We start from the raw sequence: 13,769 nt of genomic DNA, 5'->3' as shown, positions 1-13,769 counted from the left end.
CTGGCAGCGTACGCCGCTTGTGGTTCGACCACAGTCGACTCCAGGTGGTTCTGTGTCTGACCCATCGTGCCCGGTCGGCTGAACAACGGCAGGCTAGGGCGATGAACCTCGCAACCAACCTCGTCAACGCTGCCGAGCGTTATGGCGACCGCCCGGCCGTACGACTCGACGACACCGTGCTGACGTATGCCGAACTGCTCGCGCAAGCTCAAGCAGTGGGCCATTGGTTGGTCGAGGCTGGGCTGCGTCCCGGCGACCGGGTGGGGCTCTTGTTGCCCAACGTCCCGGCGTACGCGGTGCATTTCTACGGCGTCGAACTTGCTGGCGGCACCGTGGTGCCGATGAACCCGCTGCTCAAGGCTGCCGAGATCGAGTTCTACTTGCGAGACTCCGGCGCCACCTTCCTGTTCACCGTTGCCGCGACGGCTGCTGACGCGGCCGCCGCCTGCGCGGTCACCGGAACCCGCGACGTCGTGGTGGTGGCCGAAGGCACCGACCTGCCGCCCGGAGCGCAGGACGTCGTGCCCCGCGACGACCAGGACACCGCGGTGATCCTCTACACCTCGGGAACCACCGGTAAGCCCAAGGGCGCGGAACTGACCCACGACAACATCGCCCGCAACGCCTCGGTGACCGCCCGTACGTTGACCGAGATCGGCCCCGCTGATGTGGTGATGGGGTGTCTGCCGCTCTTCCACGTCTTCGGCCTCACCTGTGGCTTGAATGCGGGGGTCGCGGTGGGTGCCTGCCTCACGCTGATTTCCCGGTTCGACGGCGCTCGCGCGTTGGAAGTGATCCGTCGCGATGAGGTGACGGTGTTCATCGGGGTGCCGACGATGTATTCGGCCCTGCTGCAAGCCAACGACGGGCAGCCCTTGAAAACGCTGCGCACCTGCATCTCTGGGGGAGCGCCCCTACCGGTGGAGGTGTTGCGATCGTTCGAGGAGACGTTCCAGGCGAAGATCCTGGAGGGCTACGGACTGTCCGAGAGTTCGCCGGTTGCCTGCTTCAACCATCCGCAGCTGGAGCGCAAAGCCGGCACGATCGGGGTGCCGGTCGAGGACGTGTCATTGCGCCTGGTCGCGGACGACGTCGACGGCAAGGTGGTCGACTCAGCGCCCGGCGAGGTCGGCGAGATTCTCATCAAGGGGCCGAACGTGATGAAGGGCTATTGGGGGCTGCCCGAGGCGACCGCAGAGACCATCGTCGACGGCTGGCTGCGCACCGGTGACCTCGCCACCCGGGACGATGACGGCTATTACACGATCGTCGATCGCAAGAAGAGCCTGATCATCCGGGGTGGCTACAACGTCTACCCGCGGGAGATCGAAGAGGTGATCTACGAACACCCGGCGGTCATCGAGGTGGCGGTGGTCGGCATTCCACACCCCACGTTGGGTGAAGAGGTGGCCGCTGCGGTGTCGCTCAAGGCAGGTGCATCGGCCAGCCCCGAGGAGATTCGCGCCTTCGTCAAGGAGCGCGTCGCCGCGTACAAATACCCGCGCGAGGTGTGGATCCTGGACTCCCTGCCCAAGGGCCCGACCGGCAAGATTTTGCGTCGCGAGGTGCAGCAACCGGGGGCCTGACCCAGCCGGCTAGACCGGGCCAGACAAACCGGCAGCCCAACCACGAATCGTGGACGGACCGCCGGTTTGTATCGGTCGGGGTAACAACTCAGGCGGGCGGCGGCAGGACCAGCGCGAAACCGTGCTTGGACCAGGCGGGGTCCTTGCTGACATGCATGGTCTTGACCTGGGTGTATTCGTTCAATGCATCCGGTCCTAGCTCGCGACCGATGCCGCTCTGCTTGTAGCCGCCGAACGGACTGAACGGGAATCCGGCATGCCAGTCGTTGACCCAAACGGTGCCGGCCTCGAGCTGCCGAGCCACCTCCTGCGCGCGCTCAGGTGAACCGAAAACGCCTGCGGCTAATCCGTATTCGCTGTCGTTCGCGATGGCGATGGCTTCCTCGTCGGTGGCGTACGGAATGACCACCAGCACCGGTCCGAATACCTCCTCGCGGGCGATCCGCATGCTGTTGGTGACACCGGTGAAGATCGTCGGCGCCGCCCAAGCTCCGTCGCGGAACATCGGCGTATCGGGCAGTGCGCCCTGGTAGGCGATGGTGGCTCCTTCCTCGACGCCGATCTTGAGGTAGGACTCAACCCGCTTCTTCTGGTCCAGCGATGCCACGGGGCCCATATCTGTCGCCGGGTCACTCGGATCGCCGATCCGTACGTCCTTCACACGGCGGATCAACCGGTCGACGATGTCGTCGTGTCGGCCAGCCGGCACCAGCAGTCGGGTGCCGGACTCGCAGACCTGGCCCGAATACATCAGGAAGGCGTAGATCGCGGCGTCGATCGCCAGGTCGAGATCAGCATCGTCCAGGATGATGTTGGGGCCCTTTCCGCCCAGCTCGAGGGTGACTCGCTTGAGGTTGTCGGCCGCTGCGGTCTGCACCAGCTTGCCCACCTCGGTCGATCCGGTGAAGCCGATCTTGCGGACGTCCGGATGGCGGGCCAAATGCGACCCGACCGTCTCGCCCGGCCCGGTGATGACATTCAGGACCCCTGGCGGGAGGCCGGCTTCCTGCGCCGACTTCGCCAGCTCCAGCAAGGTGAGCGGGGTGTTCTCGTCACACTTGAGGACGAACGGGTTGCCTGCAGCTAGCGCCGGACCGATCTTCCAACCGGCCAACACCAAGGGGAAGTTGAACGGCACGATCCCGGCACAAACCCCCATGGGCTCGCGGCGAATCATCGACTTCGCATCGTCACTCTCCGGTGCCATCGGGTTGACGGTCTCCACCTCAAACCCGCGAGCGAGGTTGGCGAAGACCCGCAGGTTGGCGATGCCCAAACCGATATGGAAGGCACCAGCGGTCCGGACGGTCACCCCGTTCTCGCCGGTCGCCAGGGTCGCCAGGTGGTCGGCCTTCGCCGCCATGCTGTCGGCGATTCGGTCGAGGACATCGGCGCGCTGCTCGCCGGTCATCCGGCGCCAGGTGCCGTCCTGGTGGGCGGCCTTGGCAGCGGCCACGGCCGCGTCGGCATGGCTGACGTCACCGAAGGCGACCGTCGCAGTCACCTCGCCCGTGGCCGGGGCACGTACGGCGTAACTGTCCTGGGTGTCGACCCATTCGCCGCCGATGTACATCTGGTAGTCACTCATCTGGTTCACCTGTTCTGCAGGAGATCGGCGGCCTTCTCGCCGATCATGATGGTCGGAGCATTGGTGTTTCCGCGGACCACGGTGGGCATCACCGAGGCGTCGGCGACGCGGAGGGCGTCGATGCCCAGAACCCGCAACTGCTCGTCGACGACGTGGCCGATGCTGCAGGTGGATGTCGGGTGGTAGAGCGTCTGGCCGGCGCGGCGGGCAAACTCGAGCAGTTCCTCGTCGGTGGAGCCGGCGGGCACCACGTAGTCGCCGGTGATGACCTCCTTCATCGCCGGTCGGGCGGCGATGTCGAGGGCGATGCGCAGGCCAGCCACGATGCTGTCGCGGTCCTCCTGACTGCCGAGGTAGTTGTGCTGGATCCGCGGGGCGACCAGCGGGTTGGCCGACCGCAAGGTGAGCGTTCCGGAGCTGGTCGGCTTCAACACACATGGCCCGGCGCCGAAGCCTTGGACCACCTGCGCGCCCAAGCCTTCCTGCATGAACAGGCAAGGCGTGGAGTGGAACTGGACATCGGGTCCGGACAAGCCCTCGCGGGTCTCGAAGAAGCCACCGGCCTCGCCGACGTTGGAGGTCAACGGACCCTTGCCCGAGGTCTGCAGCAACTCGACATTCTCGGCGCTCGCGGCCGTCATCAAGGTCTCGCGGTCGGTCAGGTAGTTGAGGATCACCATGTAGTGGTCCTGGAGCCGTTCGCCGACTGGCAGATCGGCCACCACCGGGATGCCGAAGGCAGTGAGTTGCTCCGCCGGTCCGATCCCGGATAGCAGCAGCAGGTGGGGCGAGCCGTACGCGCCGGCAGAAAGGATGACCTCGCGCTCGGCCTTGATCTGCTTCAGTTCGCCGCCCTGGCTGATCTCCACGCCGACCGCGCGGGTCCCTTCCAGCAACACCCTGTTGGTGTGGGCGTTGGTCAACACGGTGAGGTTTGGTCGGTCCATCACCGGGTGCAGGTAGGCGACTGCGGTGCTGCAGCGCATGCCGCCGCGCTGGGTGACCTGGAAGCGGCCGACGCCCAGTTGGTCGGCGCCGTTGAAGTCCTGGTTGTGGGTGAAACCAGCGTCGATCGCGGCTTCGACCCAGGCGTCGCACAACGGGTTCATCGACCGGCTCTCGGAAACGGTGAGCGGACCGTCGGTCCCGTGGAAGTCGTCGTGGTGCAGCTCATTGGCTTCGGCGCGCTTGAAGTAGGGGAGCACCTCGTCGTAGGACCACCCGGTGGCGCCGTCGGTTGCCCACTGGTCGTAGTCGGCTCGGTTGCCCCGGATGTAGATCATCGCGTTCATCGAGCTGCAGCCGCCGAGCATCTTGCCGCGCGGAAGGTAGGCGCGGCGCCCGTTCAACTCCGGTTCAGGCTCGGTGTCCAGGTCCCAAATCCCACTCGCTCTTGAACAACGAACCGAAGGCCGCCGGGATGTGAATTTCGTCGGCGGTATCGGCGGCGCCGGCTTCGATGAGGGCGACTCGTACGTTCGGGTCCTCGGTGAGGCGGGCCGCGAGCACGCAGCCTGCTGAGCCGGCGCCGACGACCACATAGTCGTACGGCTGAGTCTCGGGCGCGGTTGCCGGGTCGTCTGTTGTCATGTGCTGCCTCGCAAACGTGAATTGATCCGATGTGATCGTGGTCACACGAGTCTGCGCGGGGTGGGCTCGACAGGGCCCCGGGTTGGGTCACAGAGTTCAGCGGATGGTGTTGTGGGCCGACCACAACGGAGCGCACGGCTCAGGGCGGTTGGGGGATCTGCGGGAGTGATGCGGCGATCAATGCGGAGCCCGCCGGCGAGGTCGCCTGCCGACGGGTCGAAGGGCAAGGCAAATCAGCCCAGGACGGTGGTCGGGGTAGCCGGATTCGAACCGGCGGCCTTCCGCTCCCAAAGCGGACGCGCTACCAAGCTGCGCCATACCCCGTGATGTGACCGGTTTGGGAAGCGGTCCGTCGAGTAGGTAGGCTAACCCCTCGGTGAGCAACGCCACAGCCCGGGTCCGCGGATGCGCGGGGCGGAACTGAGCCGGAGTTCAACAATGCGGGCGTAGCTCAATGGTAGAGCCTCAGTCTTCCAAACTGATTACGCGAGTTCGATTCTCGTCGCCCGCTCTGCACGAAGTCCCTGATCCACAACCTTTGGAGTGCCTGAACGTGAAGAGCGCTGTCGAGACCCTCAACCCCACCCGCGTGAAGCTGACCGTCGAGGTGCCGTACGAGGAGCTCAAGCCGAGCATGGATGCGGCCTACGCCTCCATCGGCAACTCGGTGCAGATCCCCGGCTTCCGCAAGGGCAAGGTCCCCGCGCGCATCATCGAGCAGCGGTTCGGCCGCGGCGCGGTGCTGCAGGAGGCCATCAACGAGGCGCTGCCGGAGTTCTACGGCAAGGCCGTCGACGAGAACGATCTGCGTCCGCTGAGCCAGCCCGAGGTCGACGTGACCAGCATCCCGGCCACCGACGACGAGCCCCTGGTGTTCACCGCCGAGGTCGACGTTCGCCCGGCCTTCGATCTGCCCGACTTCTCGACCCTCAAGGTCGAGGTCGACCCGCTGGCCGTCTCCGACGCCGACGTCGACGCTGAGGTGGAGAAGCTGCGTGAGCGCTTCGGCACCCTCAAGCCGGTCGAGCGCGCCGCCAAGTCCGGCGACTTCGTCACGATCGACCTCAAGGCCGGAATCGGCGACGAGGAGATCGACGCCGTCGAGGGCATCTCGTACGAAATTGGTTCGGGCAACATGCTCCCCGGCATGGACGAGGCCCTTGAGGGTCTGCCCGTCGGTGAGTCCAAGACCTTCTCCGCGCCGCTGGCCGGTGGCGACCACGAGGGCGAAGACGCCGACTGCGTCGTCACCCTGCAGGGTGTCAAGGAGCGCGAGCTGCCCGAGGTCGACGACGACTTCGCCCAGCTGGCCTCCGAGCACGACACGGTCGAGGAGCTGCGCGCAGACCTGACCAAGCAGGCCGAGAACGCCAAGCGCTTCGAGCAGGGTGTGCAGGCTCGCGACAAGGTCCTCGAGCAGTTGCTCGAGACCGTCGAGATCCCGCTGCCGGAGAACATCATCGAGGCCGAGATCACCAGCCACCTTGAGGGCGAAGACCGCCTCGAGGACGACGAGCACCGCGCCGAGGTCGACGAGTCGACCCGCAAGGGCCTGAAGACCCAGCTGCTGCTGGACCGCATCGTCGAGGACGACGAGGTTCAGGTCTCGCAGGAGGAACTGATCGAATACCTGATCATGTCCGCCCAGCAGTACGGCATGGACCCCAACCAGTTCGCGCAGGCGCTGGACCAGCAGGGCCAGGTTCCTCAGGTGCTGGGTGAGGTTGCCCGTCGCAAGGCGCTGGCCTCCATCCTGGAGAAGGCCCAGGTCGTCGACACTGACGGCAACGCGGTCGACCTGAACGCGCTGAACACCGATGAGGACGCGGTCGAGGACGACGATGACGCCGACGCCGACGCTGTCGAAAACGTCGAGGTCGACGACGCCGACAAGACCGACGCCTGACCGAATAGTTCACCCGACGCGCACAGGGCGCGGGCACCCGACAGGGGGCCCGCGCCCTGCCGTGTTTGTGGTGCGCGACGCCGGCGTAGTGGTGGGGGCCGAGCCCGATTGCGCTGTGGGCGAACAACGCCCTGATCCGGGACGAAACCCGAGGTGGCGGACGTTAGGGTCCAGTGGAAGCACGGACAGGCGATCGATCCTGATGGACGGTCGGCCAGTCGTCGACAAGAAAGATGGAGTGAGATGACGGAGCGCACGAACGCGCCGGTCGCGATGGCCACCCAACCGGTGGGCGGCCTCGACGACCAGATCTATAACCGACTGCTCAAGGAACGCATCATCTTCCTCGGCTCTGACGTCCGCGACGACAACGCGAACGCCATCTGTGCGCAGCTGCTGCTGCTGGCCGCGGAAGATCCCGACAAGGACATCTGGCTCTACATCAACAGCCCGGGTGGATCGGTGACCGCCGGCATGGCGATCTACGACACGATGAACTGGGTTGCCCCCGACGTCGCCACTGTGGCGATGGGGCTCGCGGCCTCGATGGGCCAGTTCCTGCTCTCCGCAGGTGCGAAGGGCAAGCGCTACGCCACCCCCCACGCGCGGATCATGATGCACCAGCCCTCCGGCGGCATCGGCGGAACGGCGTCCGACATCAAGACGCAGGCAGAGCTGCTGCTGGGGATGAAGAAGGAGCTCGCCGGTCTGATCGCCGAGCACACCGGTCAGACCCCCGAGCAGATCGAACTGGACTCCGACCGCGACCGGTGGTTCTCCGCCGTTCAGGCCAAGGAATACGGCTTCGTGGACCACGTCTTCGAGCGCTCGGTTGACGCACCGGGAGAGGTGCAGGCATGACCACCGCGTTCAACCCGCTGGGAGCCCAGATGAACACCAGTCAGCAGGGCGGCCTCTATGTGCCGCCGAGCAACCGCTACATCCTGCCGCAGTTTGAGGAACGCACCTCATACGGCATGAAGCGGTCCGACCCCTACAACAAGTTGTTCGAGGACCGCATCATCTTCCTGGGTGTCCAGGTCGACGATGCCTCGGCCGACGACATCATCGCCCAGCTGATCGTGTTGGAGTCGCAAGACCCCGACCGCGACATCCTGATGTACATCAACAGTCCCGGTGGCTCCTTCACCGCGCTGACCGCGATTTACGACACGATGCAATACATCCAGCCCGACGTGCAGACCTTCGTCGTCGGTCAGGCTGCATCGGCCGCGGCGGTGCTGTTGGGCGCTGGTGCGCCGGGCAAGCGTTTTGCTCTGCCGAACGCGCGCATCTTGATCCACCAGCCGTCGATGGAGGGCTCGGGCGGAACCGCCTCCGACCTCGAGATCACCGCAAACGAGATCTTCCGGATGCGTGACTGGCTGGAAGACACCTTGGCCCACCACACCGGCCGGACCAAGGAACAGGTGGAGAAGGACATCGAGCGCGACAAGATTCTGACCACCGCCGAGGCCAAGGAATATGGCCTCATCGACGAGGTGCTTGCCTCGCGCAAGGCCAGCTTGCAGCCGTGAGTCTGACGCTGCGGTGATGGCTGAACGAGCCCCTGGAACCTCCCGGTTCCGGGGGCTCGTTGCCTGCGGCGACGCCCTGCGTACGACACGGCATTGCGCCCTGAGCGGACAAGCGTGACGAATCGGCCGACACCGGGATTCAATAAGAGGGGATGACGGTGCCGCGGGGTAGCCTCGCCCGAAGGTTCGACGGCGAAGTGCCATCGGATCACCGCATCGAAGTAGCAGCCAGAGAGGTTCGTTCGTGGCACGCATGACAGAGAGCAGCGATCTGCTGAAGTGCTCGTTCTGTGGCAAGAGCCAGAAGCAGGTCAAGAAGCTGATCGCCGGTCCTGGCGTTTACATCTGCGACGAGTGCATCGATCTGTGCAACGAGATCATCGAGGAGGAGCTCGCTGAGACCAGTGAGCTGGGGCTGGAAAAGCTGCCCAAGCCGCGCGAGATCTTCGAGTTCCTCGACCAATACGTCATCGGTCAGGGCGACGCCAAGCGCTCGCTCGCCGTTGCGGTCTACAACCACTACAAGCGCATCCAGGCCGCCGAGCAGGCGCCGAAGCGTGATGCCGAGTCGGTGGAGATCGCCAAGTCCAACATCCTGATGATCGGCCCGACCGGTTGCGGGAAGACCTATCTCGCGCAGACCCTCGCGCGGATGCTCAACGTGCCGTTCGCGATCGCGGATGCCACCGCGCTGACCGAGGCCGGCTATGTCGGTGAAGACGTCGAGAACATCCTGCTCAAGCTGATCCAGGCCGCCGACTTCGATGTGAAGAAGGCCGAGACCGGCATCATCTACATCGACGAGATCGACAAGGTCGCCCGCAAGAGCGAGAACCCCTCGATCACGCGTGATGTGTCGGGCGAAGGCGTCCAGCAAGCTCTGCTGAAGATTCTGGAAGGCACCAGCGCGTCGGTGCCGCCGCAGGGTGGTCGCAAGCATCCCCACCAGGAATTCATCCAGATCGACACCACGAACATTCTGTTCATCGTTGGTGGCGCCTTTGCTGGACTGGAGAAGATCATCGAGTCCCGCGCCGGCCGCCAGGGTCTGGGCTTCGGCTCTGAACTGCGCAAGTCCAGCGGTCCGATGGCCAGCTTTGCCGACGTGTTGCCGGAAGACCTGATGAAGTTCGGTCTGATTCCGGAGTTCATCGGTCGACTGCCGGTGATCACCACCGTCGAACCGATCGACCGTGACGCCCTGGTCTCGATCCTCACCGAGCCGCGCAACGCGCTGGTGAAGCAATACCAGAAGATGTTCGAGATCGACGGTGTCGAACTGGAGTTCACCCCGGACGCGATCGAGGCGATGGCCGAGCAGGCAACCCTGCGCGGAACCGGTGCCCGCGGCCTGCGCGCGATCATGGAAGAGGTGCTGCTGCCGGTGATGTTCGATGTTCCGAGCGACGACGACATCGCTCGTGTCGTGGTCACTCGCGAGGTCGTGCTCGACAACGTGCTGCCGACCGTCGTACGCCGGGAGGGCCGCAAGCGCCCCTCCCGCAAGGAATCTGCCTGACCCCCTACATCCGTAGTAAAGGAAAGTGGTCGCAATAGCGACCACTTTTTCCTTTACTCGGAACCGCGAACGGACTCGGCGAACGCGACCGTCACCACGGCCAGCACCCCTAGGGCCAGCGGCACGATCCACCAACTGCCGATAACGCCGACCGAGCGAGCGGCTAACAACATCGCCCCGCCGACCGCGCAGCCCACGGCGACCGTCGCCGTACGACGCACCCAGCGCAGCACCAACTCGCGCGCTACGGGCGCGGTGTCGGGGCCAGAGGCGACCAGCGTGACCGCGCTGTGGACGACCAGCAGGCAGGTCGCCGCCGGCAGGCTCCACCAACTGAGGCCATCGGTCGAGAGCCACCAGTCCACTCCGAGCACCGTGAAAAGCAGCGACTCCGTGGCGCCGTCGGTGCGGATGCCCACGGCCAGCGCGCAGAGCAGCAGCAGAATCAACAGGAATGTCGACGGGTGACCGGCGGCCATGGCGCAGAGGTGGAAGGCGACGGCGGCCACGAGCATCGCGGCCAGCGCACGCACCCTTGCCGGATCCATCCGTACGAGTCGGTCGAGGCGGGGGATCATCGCGCCCGCACTCTCGCCGGGGGCCGTCGGCTGAGCACCTGCAGGGCGGCATCGAGACTGCCCGGGCCACGCCATGGGGTGATCGGCACGCCGTGCAGGGCCAGGCCGTCGATCTCGGCCTGTCGCTCGAGGGTTCGGACTCGCAGCGCCAGCTGATCCCAAATGTCATCGTCAGGTCTGGTGAGATCCGTTGGGAGACAGTCGATCACGATCACCTGCAGGCCGCGGCGCGCGAGGTCGGCCGCGATCGCCGCACCCAGCGCAGTGAGCAGTGAGGAGACCAGGAAGACGGTCGCGCCGGGGGAGACCCGCAGGCGTACGAGCTCCGGTCGGGAGTCGGTGAACCGGCCGACCCGCACCCGGCTGAGGGTGTCGAGCACCCGATGCTGTTGCCGGCTGCCCAGCGAAACGGGAACGTGCCGAACGGCGCCTGTTCCGATCACGTCGAGCCCAACCCGATCGCCGCGCCCGAGGAAGTAGGCCGACAGGGAGGCGCAGGCGCGCAGTCCCAGATCGAGTGAGCTGTCGGTGTCGCCGAGGCCGCCGATGTCGATCGAGCCGTCGAGCACCAACACCACCTCGGCGTCCTGCTCGGCATAACTGGTTCGGACGTGCAGTTCGCCGGTGCGGGTGGTCACCGGCCAGTGGATGGTGCGCAGTTTGTCACCCGGGCGAAAGGGTCGGATGTCGGCGAACTCGGCGCCGTCGCCGAAGCGCGCGCTGCGGTTCGGCCCGACCAGGCCCAGCGGGTGCGGGATGGGCGCCCGCCCGGTGAAGGGCTCCTTGCGCGGCAGTCCGCGCAGGTCGGACCCCGGCAGATGCGCCGGGCCCCACACGTACGCCGCCCAGGGCGAGGTTGCGACGGCCTCGGCGGAGCCGACTTCGGCCGGACCCCATCGGCGCAGCGCGAAGGTCAGATCGATGGTGTCGTCGCCGCTGGAGGGCAGGGAGGTTGCGGTGCGTCGGTCGGAGTCCCACACCACGCCGGGTGTGTCCTCGACGACGACGTGCCACTGTTCGGCTCCAGCGGCGTCGCTCAGGTCGGCGGACCAGCGGACGGACTCCTGCTCGGCCGGCGTGCGGTTGGCGATCTGGGTCATCGCCGACGGCTTGCCGCTGGGCCGCTGCGCGTAGGACCAGGTGGCGACGACGATCAGCGGCATGGCGAGCACCAATAGATCGGCCCGCCCGGTCAAGACCGCCAAAGCGGCGAAACCGATCGCGGCGAGGGTGCCGGCCAGAAACGTGGGGCCGGGAACCCAGGATCCGCGGACCTCAGTGCTCATGGACGGCCTGCGGCGCCGGCACGGAGTCGAGCAGGGTTCGTACGACGCTCGCCCCGGCGATGTTCGCCATCCACAACTCCGGCTTGACGGTGACGCGGTGGCCGAGAACCGCCACGGCGATCCGCTTGACGTCCTCGGGGGTGACATAGTCCCGGCCGCGGACTACCGCCACCGCGCGGGCGACGAGCATTAGCGCCAGCGACCCACGCGGTGACGCACCGAGCATGAGCTGTGGGTGGTTGCGGGTGGCAGCGGTCAGATCGACGCAGTATTTCTGGACGGTTGGTTCGACCTCGACGTCTTCCACGACTTGCTGCATCTGCCGCAGCCCGGCGGCATCGGTCAGCGGGGCGAGTTCGGTCGATTCCTGGCGGCGGGCCACGCGGCGCTGCAACACGTCGACTTCCTCGGCCGGCGTCGGGTAGCCGAACGACACGCGCGCCAAGAATCGGTCGAGTTGGGCCTCGGGCAGCGGGTAGGTGCCTTCGTATTCGACCGGGTTGGCGGTGGCGATGACGTGGAAGGGCTGGGGGAGGGCGAAGGTGTGACCTTCGATCGTCACCTGTTGCTCTTGCATGGCTTCCAACAGGGCGGCCTGGGTCTTGGGCGGGGTGCGGTTGATTTCGTCGGCGAGCAACAAGCCGGTGAACACCGGACCGGGCCGGAAGGAGAACTCGCTGGCCGCTTGGTCGTAGATGTAGGCGCCGGTGAGGTCGGCGGGCAACAGGTCCGGGGTGAACTGGGCGCGCTTGAATTCAAGCCCCAACGACTGCGCCAACGACCGGGCGGCGAGGGTCTTGCCCAGCCCCGGATTGTCCTCGAGCAAGACATGGCCGCCGGCGAGGATTGCGGCCAGGACGATCTCCAAGGATGCCCGCTTGCCCACCACAATCTGTTCCACCTGATCCAACACACTGGTGGCGAGCTCGGTAGTGCTTCTGATGTCGGTCACAGGTTCTCGATTCGTCGGATCAAGTCGTCGAGTCGGTGTTCGTCGACGGGGGGTGGCGTTGTCGGGCAGAGGTATTCGGCCAAAACAGGGTCGAGATGGTGGGCCAGTGTCTCGCGGTCTTCCGGGTCTAACGGCCGAGCGAGCCGCTGGCTTGCGCGGTGGGCAGCCACGGCGCGCAGGCTGCGTTGCAAGCCCATCGGCGATGTTCGGTGGGTGTCAGCTCGGGTCTCCTTGGCCGCGGTGTCCTGCAGGGTTCGGCGCAGGTAGGACAGCCGGGCGTCCTGAGTCAGCGCGGCGCGGGTGCGGGTCGTCGGCGCGGTGGGCATCGAGACCGCCCACGCCGGCCCCGTGAGGTGGGTCAGTCCGATGCCTGCAGCGATGAGCAGCGCGAGAGCGATGTCGACCGCCAGCCGGGAGTGATAGCCGACCAACCCGGCGATCCACCACGTCGCGACCGCAATGACGATCGCTGCGACGGCTCTCTTCCACCAGACGCGAAGGAGATCAGCCATGGACCACCGCCGAGTCTGCGAGCGTACGGCGGATGACGGTCAGCGCTTCGCGCGCCGCATCGCGGTCGTCCTCGGTGAGTGCGTGGGAGGAGAACCTGGCCTCGCGGTAGAGCGCGGCCAGTCGGCGTACGGCGGCTTGGTCGACCGTGAGGTCGTCCAGCAGACGCAGGGTCAGCTCCGCCGACGTCTCGCTCTCGCGCGGTTCGACCCCGGCCTCACGCGCGGCCTGCTGCAATCCGACCCAGCAGCGGATGATCGCGTTGTCCGGGCTGCCGAGGGACAGGTCGGCCAATGCGTGGTCGACCGAGTCGGCGACGATCTCCGCCAGCGGCGCGGCGAGTGGGATGGCCGGTGTGTGCAGGCGGCGTCGCCGGTTGCGCAGGGCCCGGACGATCGCAATCGCGAGCCAGCAGATGGCGACGATCACGATGGTGCCGGCCACGGCGGCGAACAGCTTGCTCAGGCCGGGCCCGTAGCTGCTCATGTCAGGCAGCGGATTGGTCTTGCTGGCACCCGAGGGCGGCGTGAACTGAGCCTTCGGTGTCGGCGAGCGGTAGCTCGGCGGCGTCACGTCGGTATAGGTGACCAGCGCGGGACGGTCTAGCGCAACAGCGAGGACACAGATGAACCCGGCTGCTGCGGCCACCGCGATGACGTTCCCCCTGCGCACCGGCTGACTTTAACCCCGGGAGAGGGGTTCGAGCCGCGGGGCGA

The 13,769-nt window shown here is 66.4% G+C and carries 13 protein-coding genes and 2 tRNA genes; 6 read left to right on the top strand and 9 right to left on the bottom strand.

Going from position 1 to position 13,769, the window contains the following annotated elements; translation table 11 throughout:
- The first annotated feature begins 101 nt into the window (after positions 1 to 101).
- On the top strand, positions 102 to 1,586 hold the full coding sequence (locus ACYU98_RS09980) for a long-chain-fatty-acid--CoA ligase (RefSeq protein WP_460468057.1): 1,485 nt from the start codon (positions 102 to 104) through the stop codon (positions 1,584 to 1,586).
- Positions 1,587 to 1,674: 88 nt separating this feature from the next.
- On the opposite strand, the gene ACYU98_RS09975 is transcribed toward ACYU98_RS09980, so the two are convergent.
- The 4 genes from ACYU98_RS09975 to ACYU98_RS09960 form a co-directional block, all read right to left on the bottom strand.
- A complete protein-coding gene (locus ACYU98_RS09975; protein WP_460468056.1) occupies positions 1,675 to 3,174 on the bottom strand; it encodes an aldehyde dehydrogenase family protein in 1,500 nt (499 codons plus the stop codon).
- Between the two features lie 5 nt (positions 3,175 to 3,179).
- A complete protein-coding gene (locus tag ACYU98_RS09970; protein WP_460468055.1) occupies positions 3,180 to 4,523 on the bottom strand; it encodes a GMC family oxidoreductase in 1,344 nt (447 codons plus the stop codon).
- Between the two features lie 7 nt (positions 4,524 to 4,530).
- The gene (locus ACYU98_RS09965; protein WP_460468054.1) at positions 4,531 to 4,764 is read right to left on the bottom strand and encodes a lycopene cyclase family protein; all 234 of its coding nucleotides are present in this window, start codon (positions 4,762 to 4,764) and stop codon (positions 4,531 to 4,533) included.
- 247 nt (positions 4,765 to 5,011) lie between these two features.
- Positions 5,012 to 5,088: transfer RNA gene (locus tag ACYU98_RS09960), tRNA-Pro, on the bottom strand.
- A 116-nt stretch (positions 5,089 to 5,204) separates the two neighbouring features.
- Here ACYU98_RS09960 and ACYU98_RS09955 point away from each other — a divergent pair.
- The 5 genes from ACYU98_RS09955 to clpX all read left to right on the top strand — a co-directional run bounded on the left by ACYU98_RS09955 (position 5,205) and on the right by clpX (position 9,727).
- Positions 5,205 to 5,275: transfer RNA gene (locus tag ACYU98_RS09955), tRNA-Gly, on the top strand.
- 42 nt (positions 5,276 to 5,317) lie between these two features.
- Positions 5,318 to 6,670, top strand: coding sequence for a trigger factor (tig, locus tag ACYU98_RS09950; protein ID WP_460468053.1), 1,353 nt, complete (start codon positions 5,318 to 5,320; stop codon positions 6,668 to 6,670).
- A 243-nt stretch (positions 6,671 to 6,913) separates the two neighbouring features.
- Positions 6,914 to 7,531, top strand: coding sequence for an ATP-dependent Clp protease proteolytic subunit (locus tag ACYU98_RS09945; RefSeq protein ID WP_460468052.1), 618 nt, complete (start codon positions 6,914 to 6,916; stop codon positions 7,529 to 7,531).
- A 29-nt stretch (positions 7,532 to 7,560) separates the two neighbouring features.
- On the top strand, positions 7,561 to 8,208 hold the full coding sequence (locus ACYU98_RS09940) for an ATP-dependent Clp protease proteolytic subunit (RefSeq protein ID WP_460468358.1): 648 nt from the start codon (positions 7,561 to 7,563) through the stop codon (positions 8,206 to 8,208).
- A gap of 244 nt (positions 8,209 to 8,452) precedes the next feature.
- Positions 8,453 to 9,727, top strand: a complete 1,275-nt coding sequence (clpX, locus tag ACYU98_RS09935) for an ATP-dependent Clp protease ATP-binding subunit ClpX (protein ID WP_460468051.1) — start codon at positions 8,453 to 8,455, stop codon at positions 9,725 to 9,727.
- Between the two features lie 53 nt (positions 9,728 to 9,780).
- On the opposite strand, the gene ACYU98_RS09930 is transcribed toward clpX, so the two are convergent.
- From ACYU98_RS09930 to ACYU98_RS09910, 5 genes are read right to left on the bottom strand one after another with little or no spacing between them, the layout of a single operon-like run.
- Positions 9,781 to 10,305 carry a hypothetical protein gene (locus ACYU98_RS09930; protein ID WP_460468050.1) on the bottom strand — a complete coding sequence of 175 codons (525 nt, stop codon included), beginning with the start codon at positions 10,303 to 10,305 and terminating at the stop codon, positions 9,781 to 9,783.
- On the bottom strand, positions 10,302 to 11,591 hold the full coding sequence (locus tag ACYU98_RS09925) for a DUF58 domain-containing protein (RefSeq protein WP_460468049.1): 1,290 nt from the start codon (positions 11,589 to 11,591) through the stop codon (positions 10,302 to 10,304). The genes ACYU98_RS09930 and ACYU98_RS09925 overlap by 4 nt, the downstream gene beginning before the upstream one ends.
- Positions 11,581 to 12,543: an AAA family ATPase gene (locus tag ACYU98_RS09920; protein WP_460468048.1), complete on the bottom strand. Its 963-nt coding sequence runs from the start codon at positions 12,541 to 12,543 to the stop codon at positions 11,581 to 11,583. Before ACYU98_RS09920 ends, ACYU98_RS09925 begins: the two co-directional genes overlap by 11 nt.
- Positions 12,540 to 13,055 carry a hypothetical protein gene (locus tag ACYU98_RS09915; RefSeq protein WP_460468047.1) on the bottom strand — a complete coding sequence of 172 codons (516 nt, stop codon included), beginning with the start codon at positions 13,053 to 13,055 and terminating at the stop codon, positions 12,540 to 12,542. Before ACYU98_RS09915 ends, ACYU98_RS09920 begins: the two co-directional genes overlap by 4 nt.
- A complete protein-coding gene (locus ACYU98_RS09910; RefSeq protein ID WP_460468046.1) occupies positions 13,048 to 13,725 on the bottom strand; it encodes a DUF4129 domain-containing protein in 678 nt (225 codons plus the stop codon). Before ACYU98_RS09910 ends, ACYU98_RS09915 begins: the two co-directional genes overlap by 8 nt.
- Between the last annotated feature and the right edge of the window lie 44 nt (positions 13,726 to 13,769).

The organism is Calidifontibacter terrae (assembly GCF_054778835.1).
This window is presented reverse-complemented; position numbering and strand designations above follow the sequence as displayed.

What these genes read in the sequence shown, in the direction of transcription:
- ACYU98_RS09945 (WP_460468052.1), top strand. Translation starts at nt 6,914, where the DNA reads ATGACGGAGCGCACGAACGCGCCGGTCGCGATGGCCACCCAACCGGTG.
- ACYU98_RS09940 (WP_460468358.1), top strand. Translation starts at nt 7,561, where the DNA reads ATGAACACCAGTCAGCAGGGCGGCCTCTATGTGCCGCCGAGCAACCGC.
- ACYU98_RS09965 (WP_460468054.1), bottom strand. Translation starts at nt 4,764, where the DNA reads ATGACAACAGACGACCCGGCAACCGCGCCCGAGACTCAGCCGTACGAC.
- ACYU98_RS09980 (WP_460468057.1), top strand. Translation starts at nt 102, where the DNA reads ATGAACCTCGCAACCAACCTCGTCAACGCTGCCGAGCGTTATGGCGAC.
- ACYU98_RS09925 (WP_460468049.1), bottom strand. Translation starts at nt 11,591, where the DNA reads ATGAGCACTGAGGTCCGCGGATCCTGGGTTCCCGGCCCCACGTTTCTG.
- ACYU98_RS09930 (WP_460468050.1), bottom strand. Translation starts at nt 10,305, where the DNA reads ATGATCCCCCGCCTCGACCGACTCGTACGGATGGATCCGGCAAGGGTG.
- ACYU98_RS09915 (WP_460468047.1), bottom strand. Translation starts at nt 13,055, where the DNA reads ATGGCTGATCTCCTTCGCGTCTGGTGGAAGAGAGCCGTCGCAGCGATC.
- ACYU98_RS09975 (WP_460468056.1), bottom strand. Translation starts at nt 3,174, where the DNA reads ATGAGTGACTACCAGATGTACATCGGCGGCGAATGGGTCGACACCCAG.